At 26.4% G+C, this 20,500-nt stretch carries 24 protein-coding genes; 19 read left to right on the forward strand and 5 right to left on the reverse strand.

Going from position 1 to position 20,500, the window contains the following annotated elements; translation table 11 throughout:
• The first annotated feature begins 293 nt into the window (after positions 1-293).
• The 5 genes from CRIB_RS04440 to CRIB_RS04460 all read left to right on the forward strand — a co-directional run bounded on the left by CRIB_RS04440 (position 294) and on the right by CRIB_RS04460 (position 4,607).
• Positions 294-797 carry an RNA polymerase sigma factor gene (locus CRIB_RS04440; RefSeq protein ID WP_180703330.1) on the forward strand — a complete coding sequence of 168 codons (504 nt, stop codon included), beginning with the start codon at positions 294-296 and terminating at the stop codon, positions 795-797.
• Entirely contained in the window at positions 794-1,663 is an 870-nt protein-coding gene (locus CRIB_RS04445) for a DUF3298 and DUF4163 domain-containing protein (RefSeq protein ID WP_408638558.1), read from the forward strand. Before CRIB_RS04440 ends, CRIB_RS04445 begins: the two co-directional genes overlap by 4 nt.
• A 29-nt stretch (positions 1,664-1,692) precedes the next feature.
• Positions 1,693-2,568: a DUF4300 family protein gene (locus tag CRIB_RS04450; RefSeq protein ID WP_180703331.1), complete on the forward strand. Its 876-nt coding sequence runs from the start codon at positions 1,693-1,695 to the stop codon at positions 2,566-2,568.
• A gap of 98 nt (positions 2,569-2,666) precedes the next feature.
• Positions 2,667-3,563 (forward strand): polysaccharide deacetylase family protein, encoded by an 897-nt coding sequence (locus CRIB_RS04455; protein WP_180703332.1) that lies wholly within the window; start codon positions 2,667-2,669, stop codon positions 3,561-3,563.
• A 183-nt stretch (positions 3,564-3,746) separates the two neighbouring features.
• Positions 3,747-4,607, forward strand: coding sequence for an EamA family transporter (locus tag CRIB_RS04460; RefSeq protein WP_180703333.1), 861 nt, complete (start codon positions 3,747-3,749; stop codon positions 4,605-4,607).
• 205 nt (positions 4,608-4,812) lie between these two features.
• Here CRIB_RS04460 and CRIB_RS04465 read toward each other — a convergent pair whose 3' ends face one another.
• Positions 4,813-5,661 carry a patatin-like phospholipase family protein gene (locus CRIB_RS04465; protein WP_180703334.1) on the reverse strand — a complete coding sequence of 283 codons (849 nt, stop codon included), beginning with the start codon at positions 5,659-5,661 and terminating at the stop codon, positions 4,813-4,815.
• Between the two features lie 304 nt (positions 5,662-5,965).
• Between CRIB_RS04465 and CRIB_RS04470 the strand changes: the two genes are divergently transcribed.
• Positions 5,966-7,075: a DUF362 domain-containing protein gene (locus CRIB_RS04470; RefSeq protein ID WP_180703335.1), complete on the forward strand. Its 1,110-nt coding sequence runs from the start codon at positions 5,966-5,968 to the stop codon at positions 7,073-7,075.
• 195 nt (positions 7,076-7,270) lie between these two features.
• Here the strand turns inward: CRIB_RS04470 and CRIB_RS04475 are convergent, their stop codons facing one another.
• The gene (locus tag CRIB_RS04475) at positions 7,271-7,900 is read right to left on the reverse strand and encodes a peptidylprolyl isomerase (protein ID WP_180703336.1); all 630 of its coding nucleotides are present in this window, start codon (positions 7,898-7,900) and stop codon (positions 7,271-7,273) included.
• 266 nt (positions 7,901-8,166) lie between these two features.
• Between CRIB_RS04475 and msrA the strand changes: the two genes are divergently transcribed.
• Complete coding sequence (gene msrA / locus CRIB_RS04480) at positions 8,167-9,123, forward strand: peptide-methionine (S)-S-oxide reductase MsrA (protein WP_180703337.1); 957 nt, start codon at positions 8,167-8,169, stop codon at positions 9,121-9,123.
• 113 nt (positions 9,124-9,236) lie between these two features.
• Entirely contained in the window at positions 9,237-9,410 is a 174-nt protein-coding gene (locus CRIB_RS04485) for a hypothetical protein (RefSeq protein ID WP_180703338.1), read from the forward strand.
• Positions 9,411-9,436: 26 nt separating this feature from the next.
• Here CRIB_RS04485 and CRIB_RS04490 read toward each other — a convergent pair whose 3' ends face one another.
• Complete coding sequence (locus tag CRIB_RS04490; protein WP_180703339.1) at positions 9,437-10,030, reverse strand: DUF3793 family protein; 594 nt, start codon at positions 10,028-10,030, stop codon at positions 9,437-9,439.
• Between the two features lie 199 nt (positions 10,031-10,229).
• Between CRIB_RS04490 and CRIB_RS04495 the strand changes: the two genes are divergently transcribed.
• The 6 genes from CRIB_RS04495 (at position 10,230) to CRIB_RS04520 (ending at position 15,109) form a co-directional block, all read left to right on the forward strand.
• Complete coding sequence (locus tag CRIB_RS04495; protein WP_180703340.1) at positions 10,230-10,553, forward strand: DUF2325 domain-containing protein; 324 nt, start codon at positions 10,230-10,232, stop codon at positions 10,551-10,553.
• Between the two features lie 147 nt (positions 10,554-10,700).
• A complete protein-coding gene (locus CRIB_RS04500; protein ID WP_180703341.1) occupies positions 10,701-11,660 on the forward strand; it encodes an ABC transporter permease in 960 nt (319 codons plus the stop codon).
• A complete protein-coding gene (locus CRIB_RS04505; RefSeq protein ID WP_180703342.1) occupies positions 11,644-12,666 on the forward strand; it encodes an iron chelate uptake ABC transporter family permease subunit in 1,023 nt (340 codons plus the stop codon). Before CRIB_RS04500 ends, CRIB_RS04505 begins: the two co-directional genes overlap by 17 nt.
• Positions 12,663-13,418: an iron ABC transporter ATP-binding protein gene (locus tag CRIB_RS04510; RefSeq protein ID WP_180703343.1), complete on the forward strand. Its 756-nt coding sequence runs from the start codon at positions 12,663-12,665 to the stop codon at positions 13,416-13,418. Before CRIB_RS04505 ends, CRIB_RS04510 begins: the two co-directional genes overlap by 4 nt.
• A gap of 64 nt (positions 13,419-13,482) precedes the next feature.
• Positions 13,483-14,427, forward strand: a complete 945-nt coding sequence (locus tag CRIB_RS04515) for a siderophore ABC transporter substrate-binding protein (RefSeq protein WP_180703344.1) — start codon at positions 13,483-13,485, stop codon at positions 14,425-14,427.
• A 349-nt stretch (positions 14,428-14,776) separates the two neighbouring features.
• Positions 14,777-15,109: a hypothetical protein gene (locus CRIB_RS04520; RefSeq protein ID WP_180703345.1), complete on the forward strand. Its 333-nt coding sequence runs from the start codon at positions 14,777-14,779 to the stop codon at positions 15,107-15,109.
• Positions 15,110-15,156: 47 nt separating this feature from the next.
• Here CRIB_RS04520 and CRIB_RS04525 read toward each other — a convergent pair whose 3' ends face one another.
• Both CRIB_RS04525 and CRIB_RS04530 read right to left on the reverse strand, forming a co-directional pair.
• Positions 15,157-15,591, reverse strand: coding sequence for a hypothetical protein (locus CRIB_RS04525; RefSeq protein WP_180703346.1), 435 nt, complete (start codon positions 15,589-15,591; stop codon positions 15,157-15,159).
• Between the two features lie 80 nt (positions 15,592-15,671).
• Positions 15,672-16,391 carry a helix-turn-helix transcriptional regulator gene (locus CRIB_RS04530; protein ID WP_180703347.1) on the reverse strand — a complete coding sequence of 240 codons (720 nt, stop codon included), beginning with the start codon at positions 16,389-16,391 and terminating at the stop codon, positions 15,672-15,674.
• 227 nt (positions 16,392-16,618) lie between these two features.
• Here CRIB_RS04530 and CRIB_RS04535 point away from each other — a divergent pair, with 227 nt between their 5' ends.
• From CRIB_RS04535 to CRIB_RS04555, 5 genes are read left to right on the forward strand one after another with little or no spacing between them, the layout of a single operon-like run.
• On the forward strand, positions 16,619-17,260 hold the full coding sequence (locus CRIB_RS04535; RefSeq protein ID WP_180703348.1) for an NEAT domain-containing protein: 642 nt from the start codon (positions 16,619-16,621) through the stop codon (positions 17,258-17,260).
• Positions 17,261-17,263: 3 nt separating this feature from the next.
• Entirely contained in the window at positions 17,264-17,848 is a 585-nt protein-coding gene (locus CRIB_RS04540; protein WP_180703349.1) for a class D sortase, read from the forward strand.
• 10 nt (positions 17,849-17,858) lie between these two features.
• Entirely contained in the window at positions 17,859-18,740 is an 882-nt protein-coding gene (isdE, locus tag CRIB_RS04545) for a heme ABC transporter substrate-binding protein IsdE (RefSeq protein WP_180703350.1), read from the forward strand.
• On the forward strand, positions 18,730-19,731 hold the full coding sequence (locus CRIB_RS04550) for a FecCD family ABC transporter permease (protein ID WP_180703351.1): 1,002 nt from the start codon (positions 18,730-18,732) through the stop codon (positions 19,729-19,731). Before isdE ends, CRIB_RS04550 begins: the two co-directional genes overlap by 11 nt.
• Entirely contained in the window at positions 19,731-20,492 is a 762-nt protein-coding gene (locus CRIB_RS04555; RefSeq protein WP_180703352.1) for an ABC transporter ATP-binding protein, read from the forward strand. The genes CRIB_RS04550 and CRIB_RS04555 overlap by 1 nt, the downstream gene beginning before the upstream one ends.
• Positions 20,493-20,500: the final 8 nt, after the last annotated feature.

A 20,500-nucleotide genomic window follows, 5' to 3' on the forward strand; every position in this document is an offset into this window, starting at 1 on the left:
AAATCTTCCTATCTAAACTATAACACGATTAAGTAAATTTATCACTATTAAATAAAAGATATATTTATATAATAACCACTGTATATGTAAAATAATTAATAATTTATATTGTTTGCAAATTTTAAATTTTAAATATTAAATGTAAAAGAATATTAACTAAAGAGGCTGATAAATATAAAGATAATAAAATATTAATAAATAATCATTTGAAAAAATTACCACATATAAAATTAAAAAAATAAAACTTTTATTTATATATATATCGTCTAGTATACGAGAGGTGAATAGATAAGATGAAATTACTAAGCTTAGGAGAAAGAAAAAAAGAAAAAGAATTAAAAAAATATATAGTTGATAATAAAGAGTCCTTATATAGATTTGCATATAGTTACGTAAAAAATCAAGATGACGCACTTGATATAGTACATGATTCTATATGTAAGTCCCTAACTAAGATAGACACTCTCAAAGATATAGGTAATATAAAACCATGGATTTACAAAATAATATCAAATTGCGCAATAGACTATATAAGAAAAAATAAAAAATATGTAATAAATAATGATTTAGATCTAGATGACTCAATAAGTTATGATACATATGAGAATATAGATTTACAAAAAGCTTTAGATGAATTGCCAGAAAAGTATAAAACAATAGTTATATTACGATATTTTGAAGATATGAAAATATCCGAGATAGCTCAAGTACTAGATGAAAATACAAATACTATAAAAACTAGATTGTATAAGGCGTTAAATAAATTAAAATTAAAGCTTAGCGATGATGAGGAGTGAAAACTTTGAATAATAAAGAATTTAAAAATTTAAAAGATACTTATATGAATATAGAAATACCAGATAATTTAGATGAAGTTGTAAATGATGCATTAAATAATAAATCTATAAAAATTAAAAGAAAAACGATAAATAGGTGGTCTTCTGTAGCAGCATCAGTATGTGTAGTTGTAGGGGCTATTAACTTAAGCCCAACTTTTGCAAATACGTTAGAAGAAATACCTGTTATAGGAAATGTAATAAAGATAATAAATTTTAGAAACTATAGAATAGATGAAAATGGATTTTATGTTTCTATAGATATACCTAAAATAGAAGGGCTAAAAAATAAAGACTTAGAATATAGGCTAAATAAAGATTTCGAAGAAGAAGGTAAAAAGTTATACCAAGAGTATTTAAAAGAAATGGAAACTCTAAAATCAGAAGGTATTGAAGGTCGAGATTTAGTAAAATCTTGGTATGAAGTTAAAACTGACAACGATGAAATTTTATCATTAGTAATATTTAATTACTATGCACAAGGTTCATCAAACACAACTAGAAAATTCTATAATATAAACAAGAAAGATCAAACAGTTTTGACTTTAGAAGGTATGTTTGCAGGAACTGATTATGTAAATATAATAAGTGAAAACATAAAAGAGCAAATGAGAGAAAAAATGAAGGAAAATCCAAATGAACATTATTGGTTAGATGAAGATATGGAAGGACTTAACTTCACAAAGATAAATAAAGATCAAGGATTTTATATAAATGATAATAATGAACTTGTTATATGCTTTGATAAATATGAAGTTGGACCAGGATCTACTGGATTAGCTGAATTTGTAATACCAAAAGAAATAACATCAAAGCTTATGAAGTAAAGAAAGTTGACAGCGAAGGGAGATTTGACATGCTAAAAAAAATTATACCAATATTATTATCTACTACACTACTATTTACAGGATGTTCAAATGGTAATATAAATCAAAATAGTGAAAAAGAAAATATAAAGCTTACTTATTCAAATTTGATAGATGATAAAACTCAAAATGATATAAAAAATATTCTAATAGAAAATAAAATAGATAAGAAAACATCTGATTATTTTATTAAATTAGTTAGAGCTTATAATGAAAAATCTGAGATAAAAAATTTATATACATCAAATAATGGATTTACATCTATAAATGTACAACAAGTACCATATGATGAAGCTGAATTAAATGAAAAATGGGACTATAAGAATAATATAAACTATATGGACTTTAACTGTAGGATAACCGCTTTTACTTTATTTAAAGATTATATTAAATCAAATAGCAAGTTTAGTGGAGATGATACAACTTTAATATTTGATATAGATGCAATAGAAAATAATCCTCTTAGTGAATTTACAAAGGAAGATAAAGATAAATTTATAAATTTATATGGAGCTATTAAAGCAGAAAATACACAAGATATACAAAAGCATGTAGATGAAATAAAAAAAGAGTGGAAAAATAGAAAAATATCATTTATAAAAAATAAAAATGTATCTATGATAAATGTATTTTTACATGATCCGGAAGATGAAATTTTATTTGTTGGACACAGTGGTATATCAGTAAAAACTAAAGATGGTTTATTATTTATTGAGAAATATGGATTCTCTTTACCATATCAAGTATCAAAATTTAAAGACAAAGCAGAATTAAAAGAATATTTAATGGATAGATTGGATGTAGATACATCTGGTAATGGAGCTGCAAAGCCAATAATTATGGAAAATGATGAATTAATGAACTAAAGATAAAATAAATCTGAGTATAAAAAGTTTAATTTTAAATATATAACTCATAAAAGCAGAAGATGAAGATAATAGACAACAATTGATAGGTGAGGAATATGAATTATAGAACAGTTAAAAATAGAAGAGTAAATAAAAAAAAGGTATTAATTGTAATATTGATAGGCATAATTATTTTAGGCGTAATAAATAGAACTTGGGCTTATGTAGATGAGCAAATAAAAATAAAAGCAGAGCAAGAAAGGCTAGCAGAAGAAAAAAGAAAAGCAGAAGAAGAAAAGAAAAAATATATGGTTGGAGTAAGTCATGAAGCTAAAAAGTACTCTTATGATGCAAAAATTGTTTCTGAGAAACTTAGTAAATATGATTACTCAAATAATGGAGAAAAAGTAGTATTTTTAACTTTTGATGATGGAACATCTACAACAGTTACTCCTAAAATATTAAAAACTTTAAAGGATGAAAACGTAAAAGCAACTTTCTTTTTAACTGGTGAAAATATAGAAAGAGGTGGAGAGAAAGCAAAGGAACTTATAAAGCAAGAATTTAATGAAGGGCATGCTATAGCTAATCATTCCTATAGCCATAATTATAAATTACTATATCCAGGTAGAACATTAGATTTAGAAGCATTTAAAGCTGATTTTGAAAAAACAGATAAAATGTTAACAGATATTTTAGGAAAATACTTTTCAACAAGGGTATTAAGATGTCCTGGGGGATATATGTCTTGGAAAGGTATGGATGAGTTAGCTGCTTATTTAGATGAAAATAATAAAGCATCTATAGATTGGAATGCATTAAGTGCAGATGCTGAAGGTGGGAAAAAAAGTGCTCAACAGCTTGTAGATTATGCAATAAAAACATCAAAAGGTAAAGAAATGGTAGTTCTTTTGATGCATGATACTTATGGTAAAGAAGAAACAGCTAAGGCTTTACCAAGTATAATAAAATATTTTAAAGACAATGGATATGAATTTAAAACACTTTCATAAAATAAATAAAAAATATGCATTAATTAAATTAATGCATATTTTTTTATTTATCATATAATTGCAAAAAGTATTTGAAAATAATTATCATTTAAAGTAGAATAGTATTAAATATACAAATAACTAGACGCAGTATAATTATTTAATATTATATTGTATAAATTAGGTAAGAAGGAGGAAGATTTAATGTGGATATTATTTGCATTTGGTGCTGCATTATTTGCGGGACTAACAGCAATTTTAGCTAAAATAGGAATTAAAAATGTTGATTCAAATGTGGCAACAGCAATACGCACTATTATTATATTAATTTTTTCATGGTTGATGGTTTTTATAGTAGGATCATTTAACACTATATCAGATATAAGCAATAAAACATTGATATTTTTAATCTTATCGGGATTAGCAACAGGAGGATCATGGTTATGTTATTTTAAAGCACTTCAACTTGGAGATGTAAACAAAGTAACACCTATAGATAAATCAAGTACAGTACTAACGATGATACTTGCATCTATAATACTAGGAGAAAGTCTTAAATTTACAAAAATACTTGGAATGATAGCTATTGGTATAGGTACATATATGATGATTATAAAAAAAGATGAAAATGAAAAATCTATAGAAAGTAACAAATGGATGTTTTATGCAATACTATCAGCAGTATTTGCTAGTTTGACTTCTATTCTTGGAAAAATAGGCATATCAGGTATTGAATCAAATCTTGGAACAGCAATTCGTACAATAGTAGTTCTTATTATGGCTTGGATAGTTGTATTTGTAAGTAAGAAACAAGGAGATATAAAGAATATAGATAAAAAGAGTTGGGTATTTATAGGTTTGTCTGGTATAACAACAGGACTTTCATGGTTGTGTTATTATAAAGCACTTCAAGATGGAGAGGCTAGTGTTGTAGTTCCTATAGATAAATTAAGTATATTGGTTACAATTGCATTCTCATATGTATTTTTAAAGGAAAAGTTAAACAAGAAGTCATTTATAGGACTTATTATGATTGTAATTGGGACGTTGATATTATTAGTATAGTAGCTTAATATTGATAAAAATGCTTAACTTGATAAATATAATTTAAATATTTCAAATTTATATCAATCAAGATAAGCATTTGAGTAACGGATTTATCCGTAGCGGTAGCAAGGATATATCGTTGGCGACATAAAAATTAGCGCCCACACGTGGCTTAAAGTGTTTCGCCGACATATTGCTTAAGCTTAGCGAATTTTTTATTTACTTATTTATTTATAAACTTTATAATTTTTTCATATGAGTCTTTAGCATCATTATAACCATCATGATATAATGCTATTAATTTATCTTTATTTTTCTCAACCTGGCTAACTTTAACTGGAGATTTAGGCCTAATAACAAAAACTTCCTCTTTTTCTTCTAAAGATTTTACTAAATTTAAGCTTTTATTATAGTTTAGATGTCTATTTTCAATAGACTTTACTAATTTGGGATATTTTTTATACTTTCTTTTCACAAGAGATAAAAACTTAACTTTACTTTTTACATAAGTCTTGTCTCTAGTTAGTATGACTATATTTTTATTGCATCCTTGATTTAATGCATATTCTATGGGAATAGAATCAGATACTCCGCCGTCTACTAGTTTATAGCCATCAATTTCTACGATATTTGCAAACATAGGTATAGAACAAGATGCTTGTAGATACATTATGTCTTTTTTCATATCTTTTAATTGAAAATATTCTGCTTTTCCTGTCTCACAGTTTGTAGCAACTACAGTAAATTTACTTTGAGACTTATTAAAAGTCTCATAATCATAAGGGTATAATTCATTAGGAATTTTATTAAACATTAAATCCATACCAAATATAGAACCGGTTTTTATTAAATTTCTAAAGCTAAGATATTCTTTATCATGTAAATAGTCAATATTAGTTCTAAAGGCTCTTTTATATTGCTTTGAAAGGTAAGAAGCTGCGTGGCATCCACCAGCAGAAACTCCAACGACTAAATCTACTTCTATATTTTTATCAATGAAAAAATCTAAAACGCCAGCAGTATAAATGCCTCTCATACCACCGCCTTCTAAAATTAATCCGATTTTATTCACAATATACCTCCTAAATATTAATATATAATATATTTTAGTACAAAATTAGATTTATGTATACATGATTAAAGAGTATTATTCAAACAAAGAATATTTGCAATATAATGATTTGATATAATGGTTATATATTTATAAAATTACAAAATATAATGTCATATATATTATTTTTAAGGGAATTATTATATATATTAAATACGTTGAAAAATAGTTTAATACCTTTATATAGATAAAATTGTTTCTTTTAATAATATAATAACTAAAGTATAATAATACTAGAGAAATAATAATAAGGGGGGAGTTAGAGATGAATAAATCTAAGGTATATTTTAGTAATTTAAGGACTAATTCTAATATGACATTATTACAAAAGTTAGATAGACTAGTTAAAAAGGCAGGGATAGAAGAAATTGATTTTAATGAGAAATTTGTAGCTATTAAAATTCATTTTGGAGAACCTGGAAATTTAGCGTACTTAAGGCCAAACTACTCTAAAGTAATTGTAGATTTAATAAAATCTAATAATGGAAAACCATTTTTAACAGATTGCAATACTCTTTATGTAGGAAGAAGGAAAAATGCAATAGAGCATATGGATGCAGCTTACGAAAATGGATATAATCCATTTGCTACAGGATGTCACATTATAATAGCTGATGGTATTAAGGGAACTGATGAAGCAATTATACCAATTGAAGGTGGAGAATATGTTAAAGAAGCTAAAATTGGTCAAGCAATAATGGATGCAGATATATTTATAAGCATGAATCACTTTAAAGGTCATGAGTCAACTGGATTTGGAGGCGCATTAAAAAATATAGGTATGGGATGTGGATCTCGTGCAGGGAAGATGGAAATGCATTGTAGTGGAAAACCAGTTGTAAAGCAAAATAAATGTGTATCTTGTGGAGCATGTAAGAAAATGTGTGCTCATAGCGCTATTAGCTTTAATGAATATAAAAAAGCAAATATAAATCATGATAAATGTGTAGGATGTGGACGTTGTATAGGAACATGTAATTTTGATGCAATAGAAAATTTTGAATATGCTGCAAATGACATATTAAATAAAAAAATAGCAGAGTATTCAAAAGCTGTACTTAGTGGAAGAGAACATTTTCATATAAGTTTTGTAGTTAATGTATCGCCAAATTGTGACTGTCATGCAGAAAATGATGCAGCAATTATTCCAGATGTAGGTATGTTTGCATCATTTGATCCAGTAGCTCTTGATATGGCATGTGTTGATGCTGCTAATAAACAAGTTGTTATAAGAGATAGTTATTTAGGTGAAAAAGAACAACATACACATGATCACTTTATAAATACTCATCCGGAAACTAATTGGGAAGTATGCATAGATCATGCTGTTAAGCTAGGACTAGGAAATAAAGAATATGAACTAATAGAAGTATAAAAATAGTATATTTTTGCAGATGGTAATACATTATCTGTAAATATAAATAGATCAAGAAAAAATTAGAAAAAATCGGATTAAAAATTATATATAAAGTAAAAGAGGACTAGGGTACATAATGGAATGAAGTTAATAGAATATGATAATTCATAATATAAATAAGGTGTCGTGATTTACGACACCTTATTTATATTATTACATTTTATCAGGATCTTTATATTCTACTCCTTTAGTATCAACTTTTATAGACTCAATTATAATATTATTAACTGGTTTATCATTAGAGTCAGTTTCAACATTTTCTATTTTATGAACAATATCCATACCTTTTATAACTTTACCAAAAGAAGCATATTCTCCATCTAAATGAGGAGCATCTTTGGTAACTATAAAGAATTGGCTACCAGCACTATTTTTATTTTGGCTTCTAGCCATAGATAATATCCCTTCAGTATGAGATAAATCATTTTTAAACTTATTATTAGTAAACTCACCATAAATACTATATCCAGGGCCACCCATACCAGTTCCTTCAGGATCTCCACCTTGTATCATAAAGTCTTTTATAACCCTATGGAAAGTTAAGCCATCATAAAAACCACTATTAGCTAAAGATATAAAGTTATTAACTGTATTTGGGGCTATATGAGGATATAACTCGGCTTCAATAGTTCCTAAATCTTTAATAACTATAGTAGCTATAGGAAGTTCTTTTGGAGGCGTTCTAGCTTCATCATTAACTGTAGCCTTAGATGAACAGCCAACTAAAGCTAGTGTAGCAACAAGTAAGCTTGCTAAAAATGTTTTTTTATTTTTCTTAGACATATTATTACCATCCTTTGTTATAATTTACGAATATATTATACCATAAATTGACTATATAATAGATTAAGTATATAAAAATAGGGAATAGATAAAATATAAAAATTATAGTTATTTTAACCTATTTATTTGAAAAATATTTTATTTAATCAATGATACCTCTTGATAATAGCAAAGATAAATATATTATCTTACATTATCTATAAATTATTTGAACTGTATAAAGTTTATAATATCTTATAAAATTAAAAGACTAAGGAGTTGATGATATGAACAAATTAGCAACATTTGCAGGAGGATGCTTTTGGTGCATGGTAAAACCTTTTGATCAATATGAAGGAGTTATGAAAGTAGTATCAGGATATACAGGAGGTCACACAAAAAATCCTACATATGAAGAGGTATGTAGTGACACAACAGGTCATATAGAAGCTATACAAATAACTTTTGATGATGAAATAATAACTTATGAAGAACTTTTAAATATATATTGGAAGCAGATAGATCCTACTGATGGTGGAGGTCAATTTAATGATAGAGGTCATAAATATAAGACTGTAATATTTTATCATGATGAAAAACAAAAAGAATTAGCAGAAAAATCTAAAAAAGAATTAGAAGATAGTAAAATTTTTAACTTACCAATAGCAACAGAAATATTGCCAGCTACAGTATTTTATGAAGCAGAAGATTACCATCAAGACTATTATAAGAAAAATCCTAATCACTATTATAGATATTATGTTGGTTCAGGTAGATACTTATTTACAAAAGAAAGTTGGGATAGAAATAACGTAGATAGAGAGTTATTAAAAGAAAAACTTACTCCGATACAATTTGAAGTAACGCAAAATGATAAAACAGAACCACCATTTAAAAATGAATACTATGATAATAAAGAAGAAGGAATATATGTTGACATAGTAAGTGGTGATTTATTGTTTTCATCTAAGGATAAATTTGATTCTGGTTGTGGATGGCCAAGTTTTACAAAGCCAGTAAAGGAAACTAGCATAATGGAAAAAAGTGATTTTACCAATGGAATGTTTAGAACTGAGGTAAGAAGTAGTAAAGCAAATTCTCATTTAGGTCATGTATTTAATGATGGACCTAAAGAATTTGGAGGTCTTAGATATTGTATAAATTCAGCATCACTTAAGTTTATACCTAAAGATAAGATGATAGAAGAAGGATATGAAAAGTATTTATATTTATTTAATGATTAAAAAATAGATATAAATAATAGTACTTAGAAATATTCAAAAGCTATAAATAGTGTATAATCTAATTATCTTAATATTATTATATATACTAAATATAATATTGTGGGAGGAATATAATGTTAAAAAATCAAAATGCTATGTGCAGTTGCAAAAATTTAAAATGTACAATACATGGAAAATGTAAAGAATGTATAGAACACCATAAAGATCATGGTTTGCCACATTGTAAAAGACCTGAAAATATAAAGGCAGTAGAAGAAATGAGAAAGCTACCATTTATAATTTGTTAAATATAAAAAGGAGCATATGCTCCTTTTTATATTACACTTTTAAGTTGACTTAGTGAGTTGCTTTCTAATAATTTTTTCATTTTACTTCTATCGTTTATAAATTTATTATAGACACTATCAGAAATAGATTCATCTCCATAAACTTTCCAATATCTAGTTTTACAGAACTTATAATTACCATATCCCATAAATCCTACAACGTCCTTTAATGGATAACCTAAGAATATACCTATTTCATGAGGGAAATCTTTAGTATGAAGTTTATCTATCAATAGTTCTATGTAGCTATCTAAATTATAATCAGATGGGTATCCGATAAATTTCAAGAAGTTTAAACATTTTTTATTATCCAATACATTAGATAGTGAACTTCTATTTATAAATATTATACGTATACCGCCATCAGATATATTAATTATATAGTAAGATAACTTGTAACAATTGCTAAAAAAGGAATTTATGTCATTTAACTTAGAATCTTTATCTTTATCTTTTGATGATATATTTAATATCTCTGAAGGTTTGGAACCAAGAATTACCGGGCCTAAAACTTCAATTAACCATTTTATATAAGATGAATTTATTTTATATTCACAACAATTTCTATTACAAATATTCATATTTACCTCCTATAATGATAATTATTATCAATTAATCATATCATAGCATATGCAAGTATAATTATCAATGATAAAAAATAATAATTGATAATTGCTCCCAATAAGACTATCATATTAATATAAAAATTATTTTCCAAATATGTAAAATTTATACTAATAAAAGTTTATTTTATAATGTTATAAAGGAGTAAGGATAGAAATGAGTATAGTAGTAATCGGGGGAAATGAAAGAATGGAAAGTTGCTATAAATCTATAGCTAAATCCTTTGGGTATAAAAGTAAAATTTATACTAAAATGTGCAGAAAGATGAGTAATTCAATAGGTACGCCAGATGCAATAATTATATTTACATCAACTGTTTCGCATAAAATGACTATGAAAGCTGAAGAAGAAGCAAAAAAACAAAATATACCAATACTTAGAAGTCATAGCAGTGGAAAAGTAGCTTTTGAAAATTGTATAAAGGAAATTAAGTATTGCATAGAAAACTGTAATCTTTGTGAATTAAAGAAAGAACAATAATATATATTTAACAAAAAATAGAAAAAATATGTTTACAAGTAAGAATTATTGGTATAAAATTAACATGAATTGAAAATGAATATCAATATATTATAATAAATATTATTAATAATGTATAAAAAGTAATTATAAAAGGCAGGAGGAAAAATGAAAAAAAGATATTTATCAATAATGTTAATTATATTGTCTTTAGTTTCTTTACTTATAGGGGCTAAAAATATTACAATTTCAGATCTTATTAGTTTTAACAATGATAGTATAAATATAATGTTAATAAGTAGAGTACCAAGAATTATAGCTATATTGCTTGCAGGAGTAGGAATGAGTATATGCGGGCTTATAATGCAACAAATTAGTAAAAATAAATTTGTATCTCCAACTACAGGAGCGACAATAGATTCAGCACAACTTGGTATAGTTGTAGCTATGATATTAATGCCAAATGCGTCTTCAATGCAAAAAGCTTTAATATCATTTGTATTTGCATTAGCAGGAACATACATATTTATGAAATTCATAAGAACTTTAAAATTTAAAGATGCAATATTTATTCCATTAGTTGGGATAATGTGTGGAAATATAATAGGTTCACTTACTAGTTTCTTAGGTTACAAATTTGAACTTATGCAAAATATAAATTCTTGGATGCAAGGTAAATTCTCAATGATACTTAGAGGTAATTATGAGTTAATTTATATAAGCATACCACTTATAATAATAGCAATTTTATATGCTAATAAATTTACTGTAGCAGGTATGGGGGAAGATTTTGCTAAGAACTTAGGCGTAGATTATGATAAAGTTGTTAATTTAGGATTAGTTATAGTAGCGTTAGTAACTGTATCTGTTGTAATAACAGCTGGTAACATACCATATATAGGTTTAATAGTTCCAAATATAGTTTCTTTATATAAAGGAGACAATGTTGGAGAAAATATAGGTCACACTGCACTGTTTGGAGCACTGTTCGTTTTAGTATGCGATATATTAAGTAGAATAATTATATATCCATATGAACTATCAGTTGGTCTTACAATTGGAGTTTTAGGAAGTGGTATATTCCTTTGTATGATATTTAGGAGGGCTGGATATGGAGCTAAAAGCTAAACCGAATGTAAAAAAAGAATTAAATAAAAATATAAATAAAAAAAGTAAAAGTGAAATTGAAGCAGGTAATAAGATTTTTATCTTAGGAATAATGATTTTAATAGTAAGTAGTCTATTTTTAGGGATAGGATTAAATGCAAATAATATGGATTATGCCTTATCTCAACGTATACCAAAATTACTATCTATAATATTAACTGGAGTATGTATATCTATATCTACTACAATATTCCAAACTATAACGGGTAATAAAATACTAACACCAAATGTTATGGGGCTTGACTCATTATATGTATTAATACAAACAGTTATAGTATTTGTATTAGGAAGTTCAAGCGTATTTATAGTAAATAAGAAATATAACTTTGTAATATGTGTAGCAGGTATGATTGTTTTATCGTCACTACTTTACAAGTTAATGTTTAAAAAAGAAAATTCAAATATATTATTCTTACTATTAGTAGGTATGATATTTGGAACATTATTTAGTAGTTTATCATCTTTTATGCAAATGGTCATAGACCCAAATGAGTTTTTAGTATTACAAAATAAACTATTTGCAAGTTTTAACAATGTTAATGTAGACATATTATTAATATCAATCATATTAATCATACTAGTAATTCCATTTATATGTGATGATTTAAAATACTTAGATGTTATAAATTTAGGTAGAGATCAATCTATAAACTTAGGTATAGATTATGATAAATTAGTTAGAAAACTATTTGTAACAGTAGCTATATTTATATCTATATCAACAGCACTAGTAGGTCCAATTACATTTTTAGGATTATTAGTAGTAAATCTTTCAAGACAAATGATAAATACTTATAAACATAAGTACCTAATAACAATGTCTGTATTATTAAGTGTATTCGTATTAGTAACTGGGCAGTTATTAGCAGAAAGAATATTTGACTTTAGTACACCAGTAAGTGTAATTATAAACTTAATAGGTGGAATATACTTTATGTACTTATTATTAAAGGAGAGCAGAATATGATTTTAGTTAAAAATATATTAAAGAAATATGGAAATAAAAAAGTTGTTAATGATGTATCTGTAAATATAGAAAAAGGAAAAATAACTTCTTTTATAGGACCTAACGGTGCTGGTAAAAGTACACTTTTATCTATGATAACAAGACTTATGCAAAAAGATTTTGGTGAAGTTTACATAGAAGGTAAAGAAATAAGTACTTGGGATAAAAAAGAGTTATCAAAAAAGATTGCTATACTTAAACAATCAAACAACTTAAATATGAGACTTACAATAAGAGAATTAGTTAGTTTTGGAAGATTCCCTTATTGTGAAGGAAGATTAACAGAAGAAGATGAAAAATTTGTAGATGATGCTATAGAATATATGAATTTAGTAGATATACAAGAAAAATACTTAGATGAACTAAGTGGAGGTCAAAGACAAAGAGCATTCATAGCAATGGTAATAGCTCAAGGAACAGATTATATATTCCTAGATGAACCTCTTAACAACCTAGATATGAAAAATGCTTCATCTATGATGAAGGTACTTAGAAATCTTTGTGATGATTTAGGAAAAACTATAATACTTGTAATGCATGATATAAATTTTACAGCTTGTTACTCTGATTATATAGTAGCACTTAAAGATGGTAAAATAGCAAAACAAGGTACAGTAGATGAAATTATAAATGAAGATACTTTAAGAGAAATTTATGAAATGGACTTTAATGTTCAAGAAATAGATGGAAATAAAATAAGTATATATTATTAATGATAATAATTATCTTTTTCGCGAAAAGAAATTAGTATAAAAATAAAATTTATGGAGGAAGCTTATGAATAAAAAAGCAGCAATTATTGCAGGTGTTGCAATAGTAGGATTAATAGGTGCATTTGCATTAAGTGGTAAAAATAAAATACAAGATACAGAAGTTAAAGGAACAGAAGTAGTTACAGTTCAAGATGAAAATGGAACTATAGAAGTTTCTAAAAATCCTGAAAGAGTAGTTACATTTGACTATGGAACATTAGATATATTAGATAATATGGGAGTTGACGTTATTGGACTTCCAAAGAAATCTGTACCAGAATACTTATCAAAGTATAAAGATGATGCTTATGGTGATGTAGGTGGATTAAAAGAGCCTGATTTTGAAGCAATAAATGAATTAAACCCAGATTTAATAATAATAAGTGGAAGACAAGCAGATATGTACGATAAATTTGCTGAAATAGCTACAACTGTATACTTATCAGTAGATGGTAGTGACTACTTAAATGATTTTTCTCGTAATTTAGATGTATTAGGTAAAATATTCGGTAAAGAAGATTTTGTAAAAGAAAACTTAGATAACTTAACTAAACAAATGGACGAAGTTAAAGCAATAGCTCAAGAAAAAAATGTAAATGCTTTAACTACTATGGTTGATGAAGGAAGTATAAGTGTATTCTCTGATAAGTCTAGATTTGGTTTAATATACAACCAATTAGGTGTTACAAATAAAGATGATAAAATAGAAGAATCAAGCCATGGACAACAAGTTACTTTTGAATACTTAGTAGAACAAAACCCAGAGTACATATTCGTTATAGATAAAGGAAGTGCTACAGGTGGAGAAGGTACAGCTAAAGCTTTATTTGATAATGATTTAATGAAATCAACAGATGCTTACAAAAACGGTAAAATAGTATACTTAGATTCAGCAGCGTGGTATGTAGTTGCAGGTGGATTAGATTCTACTCAAACTATGATAAATAATGTTAAAGATGCATTAAAATAATTTAATATGAACTGGATAAGGTTAATTACTTATCCAGTTTTTTTACGTGTAGGGAAATTATATCATAAATATATTTGTACATAACCTATGAATATAAGTAATATCAATAATTTTATAAATATAAAAAATAATGTTTTGAAATGCTTTGCCCACGCAGTGGCTCAAGCAACGGATGTATATGTAGCGGTAGCAAGGATATATCGTTGGCGAAATGAAGTGTTTCGCCGACACGTCGCTCAAGCGAAGCGAATTGTTGTTTTTAAGAAAAAATAATATATAGTTTATTTAAAAAAATAATACAAATACTATTTTTAAGAAAGTATTTTAGCTAGAAAGGAGAGACATAATTATGAATTGTTTAAAGAAAAGAGCTATGTTTATTACAGCTGGATTTTTAGGAATTGGAGGATATATACTATACCAAAATTTAAAAACTAGAGTAGATGATCTAGAAGAAGAAATATGGGGTATGGAAGATTCTGAACTTGAAGCTTGCCCATATTGTGATAGAGTTTACACAATGGAATATGAAACATATGATGATTTTGGTGATAATATAGAACAAATTAAAGTAGAAGAAGCAAAATATGAAAATCGCAATAATGAATTACATGATGAAGTACAAAACTACCTTGAACATGCTGAAGAAGAAAAAAATAAATATGATAAAGATGAAAAGTAAATAATTAAAAAATACTAAAGGAGTTGATATAATCAACTCCTTTAGTATTATAAGAATTTTCTTAAATCTAGTGCAAAGTTTTCTTCTAATTTTATAACATCAGATGCCAACTCTTTAACTTCAGGTAAAGCTGTAGGATATTTATTTAAATACTTGGCAATAGATTTAATACCCATATTACAACCATCAGTCATTAAATCGGCTATATGTTCATCTTGATTAGCCTGCATCATTGTAAAATTTATTTTTACCCAGCTCATTGCAGTAGCTATAGTACTTGGTTCTTTACCGTTATCATGAAATTTATTTAAATATTCGTGTGTTTTATTTCCTAGTCTTTCATGCTCTTTTAAATATTTGTTTAAAATATCTATAAGTTGTTTATCATCTGCATGGATAATAACTTCATTTATTCCTTGCACTCCCATTTTTATTCCTGAATTACATTCATTTAGTAGTTTTATAGTATCATCATTAGGCATATTAAAGTCTCCTTACCTTATTTAATTATATATATTATTCCGTTACTAATTAAATAATATAAGAATTTTAGATAAGAAAATTATAATTTAACTTCCTGTTTATATTCAAGAGGAGTTTTATTTGTTATTTTCTTAAAAACTGAAGAATAATAATTTTGACTATTAAAACCAACACTTACGGCTACGTCAAGAAGGCTCAGATTAGAGTTTTTTAATAATTTTTTACTTTTTTCAACTCTAAATATATTTAAAAAATTAGTGAATGTATATCCTGTTTCAGATTTAAATATTTTACAAAAATAGCTTTTATTTATATTTAGTTCATTACAAATCGAATCAATAGATATAGGTGAATCAAAGTTTTTTATAGAGTACTCAACAGCTTTTTTTACATAAGGACTAAATTGATGATTTATCCTACCTTTACTAAATTTGTCATCATTAATTGTTGTTAATAAATTATATACATATTTTATACAAGTATTAGGTAAGTAATGGATGTTTATATATGTATTATCAACAGATCTAAATGGTCCTACAATAAAAAAACCTTTATTTTTATCAAATTTAGATATAGGAACTAGTAGAAAGTTTATATTATCTTCAAAATCAATTATAGAAAATGGATAGTTTTCTTTAAGACCTTTTATTTTTTCTATAAATAGATCACTCGAAGTGAAATCTTCTAATTGTTCATTTACTCCTACGCTATAAATCAAATTATAATTTTCATCAATAGCTTTTATAGGTAACTGAAGACAATAAAAAAAGTCCTCTAGTATGTTAGCGATAGTATGCAAAAAGTTTACCTCCTTTAAATTAATATAAATATATTTATAAAAAAACAAATATATTTAAGCAAAAATAATGTATTTTAAATAAAATATTGGTTATAAATGAAAATCACTATCAATATATTATTAACTTTAAACGAAGAAAAGTCAATATAAAACAATAATAAATACTAATTAACAATGATTATCAGTAATGATAATATACAAATATAATTATATAGAGGGAGATAGATATGAAATACATAAAATCAATATTATCAGTAATGCTAGTTGCAGTATTTATGATGGCATCAGGAATAAATGCAAGTGCTTTAGAATTAAGTGAAGTTGAAAGTGGAATTTATGAAGTACAAAATGATGTAAATCATGAAAGTGAAATAGGAATGAGTATGGCAAGAAGTTACTTAGATCCAACTATGAAATTAGAGATTAAAGGTGGTAAAGTATATTATACCATTAAATTTAGTGGTGCAAATTATATGAAAGACCACAAAATTTCAATAAATGGTGAAAATGTAAATCTTGATATAATCAATGAAGATAATGAAAACCATACAATAGAATTAGGTTTTGAAACAGATACAATAGAACCAGATATGAAAGCTAGTATGTATGTAGATGCTATGGGTAGAGATGTTGAGTTTGGAATAATAACTAAAACAGATACTTTAAAATTAATAGAAAAGATAGAAGAGCCTGAAGAAGAAGTGGTTGAAGAAGAAGTGGTTGAAGAAGAAGTGGTTGAAGAAGAAGCAAACTCAACAGTTGAGGCAGCAACTGATACAACAAGTAATAATAATACTATCTTATATGTAGGTATAGGAGTTGTAGTTGTTTTAGTAGCTGCGTTTCTTATAATGAAGGGTAAAAAATAAGATATGAAATCTAAAACTTCTAAAATATTAATAATAGTGGGCCTACTAATTTGTGTAGGCTCACTATCTATAAAGGGCTATTCAAAGTATCTAGAAAATAAAGCAACTAAAAGTTTTGAAGAAAAAATAGATAAAAATACTAAAGAATCTAAAGAAGATGATTTTACAAATGTAAAAGCTGGAGATGAAATAGCAATTATAAATATACCATCTATAAAACTAAATACAGTAGTAGTTGAAAGTATTGAAAAACAATACTTAAAACATTATGTATGTCATTTTGAAAATAGTGCTATGCCAGGGCAATATGGAAATTTTTCTTTAGCAGGTCATAGTAGTTACAGATATAATGAGGTATTTAATGAACTTCATAAAATCAGTCTAGAGGATGAAATAATAATAAAAACTTTAAATAATGAATTTACATATGTAGTAAAAGATATTTTTGAAGTTGATCCAGAGGATACCTATGTATTAGATCAAGATAACGAAAAAAAAGAGCTAACAATAGTTACTTGTACTAATAATGGTAAAAACAGATTAATAGTTAAAGCTGAAATAGCTGAAGATGAAAATAATAATAAATAGGAGAGAGATTATGAAAGTTAAAAAATATATAACTTCTATAGTTATGATGACGTTATCACTAGCTTTAACTGTAGGATGTTCAAGCAGTGAAACAAATGATAAACAAACTAATGAAGTAAATTCAGGAGAAGAAGTCGTAGTTGCAACTTCAGTAGCAGTTACAGAAATATTAGATAAATTAGGTGTAAAAGTAAGTGGTGTTCCAACTACTTCTTATGATTTACCAGAAAGTGCGAAAGATGCAACCGAAGTAGGAAGTCCAATGAACCCAGATATGGAAATAATAAAATCACTAAATCCAACAGTAGTAGTATCAGTAGATACTTTAGGTGAAGACTATAAAAAGACTTTTACGCAAAATAATATACCAAGTGAGTTTGTAAACTTAACTAATGTGGATGGTTTAAAAGAAACAGTAAAAACATTAGGAGAAAGATTTGATAAAACTGATAAAGCAAATGAAATATTAAAAGAATTAGAAGATAAAGAAGCAGCTTTAAGTAATAAAGAAAAAAATGATGAAAAAGTAATGATACTTTTTGGAGCTCCAGGATCAGTGATGATAGGAACAAATAAATCTTATGTAGGTAATTTAGTTCAAATCTGTGGAGGAAATAACGTATTTAGTGAAGGAAGTTCTTCATATATACAGGTTAATATGGAAGAAATAATAAAAGCAAATCCTGATAAAATACTTGTAATGATGCACGCTTTACCAGAAGAAACTAAAAAAACTGTAGAACAAGAACTTGCAAAGGATTCTTGGAAAAGTATAAATGCAGTAAAAAATGATAAAGTAATTTATTTAGACACTGAATATTTTGGAATGAGTGCAAATCTAAAGGCTATAGAAGCTTTAGATATATTAGGAGATATATTATATGAGCAGTAAAATACTTAATTTAGAAAATAATAAAAAATTAATATATATATTAATATCTATAGTAGTCTTAGCTACTATAGTTCTTTATTCAATAAAAACTGGAAGTATAGAAATAAGCTTTAATGAATTAATAAAAGGATTAATGAGTAACGATAACAGTGGTAATATTGGAATAATTAAGGATATAAGATTACCTAGAGTCTTATCTGCCGTATTAATAGGCTCAAGTTTAGGTGTAGCGGGTACACTATTACAAGCAGTTATGAAAAATCCTTTAGCTGATCCAGGAATTACTGGGATATCATCTGGAGCTAGTTTAGTGGCTATAATAATTATGGTATTTTTCCCAGGATTAAATGAATTTAAGCCAGTAGTTTCATTTATAGGTGGAAGTGTTGCTGGTATAATGGTTTATTTAATAGCTTATGATAAAGGGTTTTCACCTATAAGAATAGTTTTAGCAGGTGTTGCTATAAATGCTTTACTTACATCTATGGCATCCATAGTTACTATGTTTAATGGTGGAGTACAAAATAGTATAGATATGTGGTTAAGTGGAAGTCTAGCAACAGTAACTAAAAGTGATGTAAATATATTAGCAATATGTACTATATTAGGTATAAGCTTAGCGTTAATGACAGGTAAAACTTGTAATTTACTATCTTTAGGGGATAAAACTTCTAAAAGTTTAGGAGTAGATACTACAAAGCAAACTATAATTATATCAGCTATAGCAGTATTTTTAGCAAGTACATCAACTGGTGTAGGTGGAGTAATATCTTTTGTAGGTCTTATAGTACCTCATATAGCAAGATTTATAATAGGCTCAAATCACAACTATCTAATACCATTTAGTTCTATATTAGGAAGTATTTTACTAGTACTTGCAGATACGTTAGGCAGAACTATGTTTAAACCTTATGAAATACCAGTTGGTCTTGTAATGTCAGTTATAGGTGCTCCATTCTTTATATATCTGCTTAAAAGGAGAAAAAGATAATGTTAAAAGGAAAAAATATAGATTTTTCATATAGCAAAGATAAGACTTTTATAAAAAATTTAAATATAGATATACCAAAAGGAAAAGTAACTACAATACTTGGTCCAAATGGAAGTGGTAAGTCAACATTACTTAGTATTCTATCTTGTTTTAATAAGCCACAAAAAGGTGATATATATTTAGATGATATAAAATTAAATAAGTTAAAGTATAAAGAAATAGCAAAACATATAGCTTGTGTACATCAGCATAATAGTGCACCAGAGGATATAGATGTAGAAACTTTAGTAAGTTATGGTAGAAGTCCTTATAAAAAAAATAAAAAGGAAGATAAAAGATTAATTGATTTTGCAATAAAGGCTACAAATCTATCAGAAATAAGACATGAAAAGGTAATGGATTTATCAGGAGGTCAAAGGCAAAGAGCTTTTATAGCTATGTCTTTAGCTCAAAATACAGAAGTTTTACTACTTGATGAACCAACAACTTATTTAGATATATACCATCAAATAGAAATACTAGAAGTTGTTAAAAAGCTTAATGAAGAGCATAACATAACTATAGTTATGGTACTTCATGATATAAATCAAGCTATAAAATATAGTCATAATATAGTAATTATGAAAAATGGATCAATTGTAAATGAAGGAAGTCCATCTAAAATAATAAATGAGAATATTATAAAAGATGTTTATCAGGTAGAAGGATTTATAGGAAAAGATGAGGATGAAATTTATTTTATTCCACGAAAAGTTTGCTAGGAGGAGAG

This window comes from Romboutsia ilealis (assembly GCF_900015215.1).
Classification (GTDB): Bacteria; Bacillota; Clostridia; order Peptostreptococcales; family Peptostreptococcaceae; genus Romboutsia; species Romboutsia ilealis.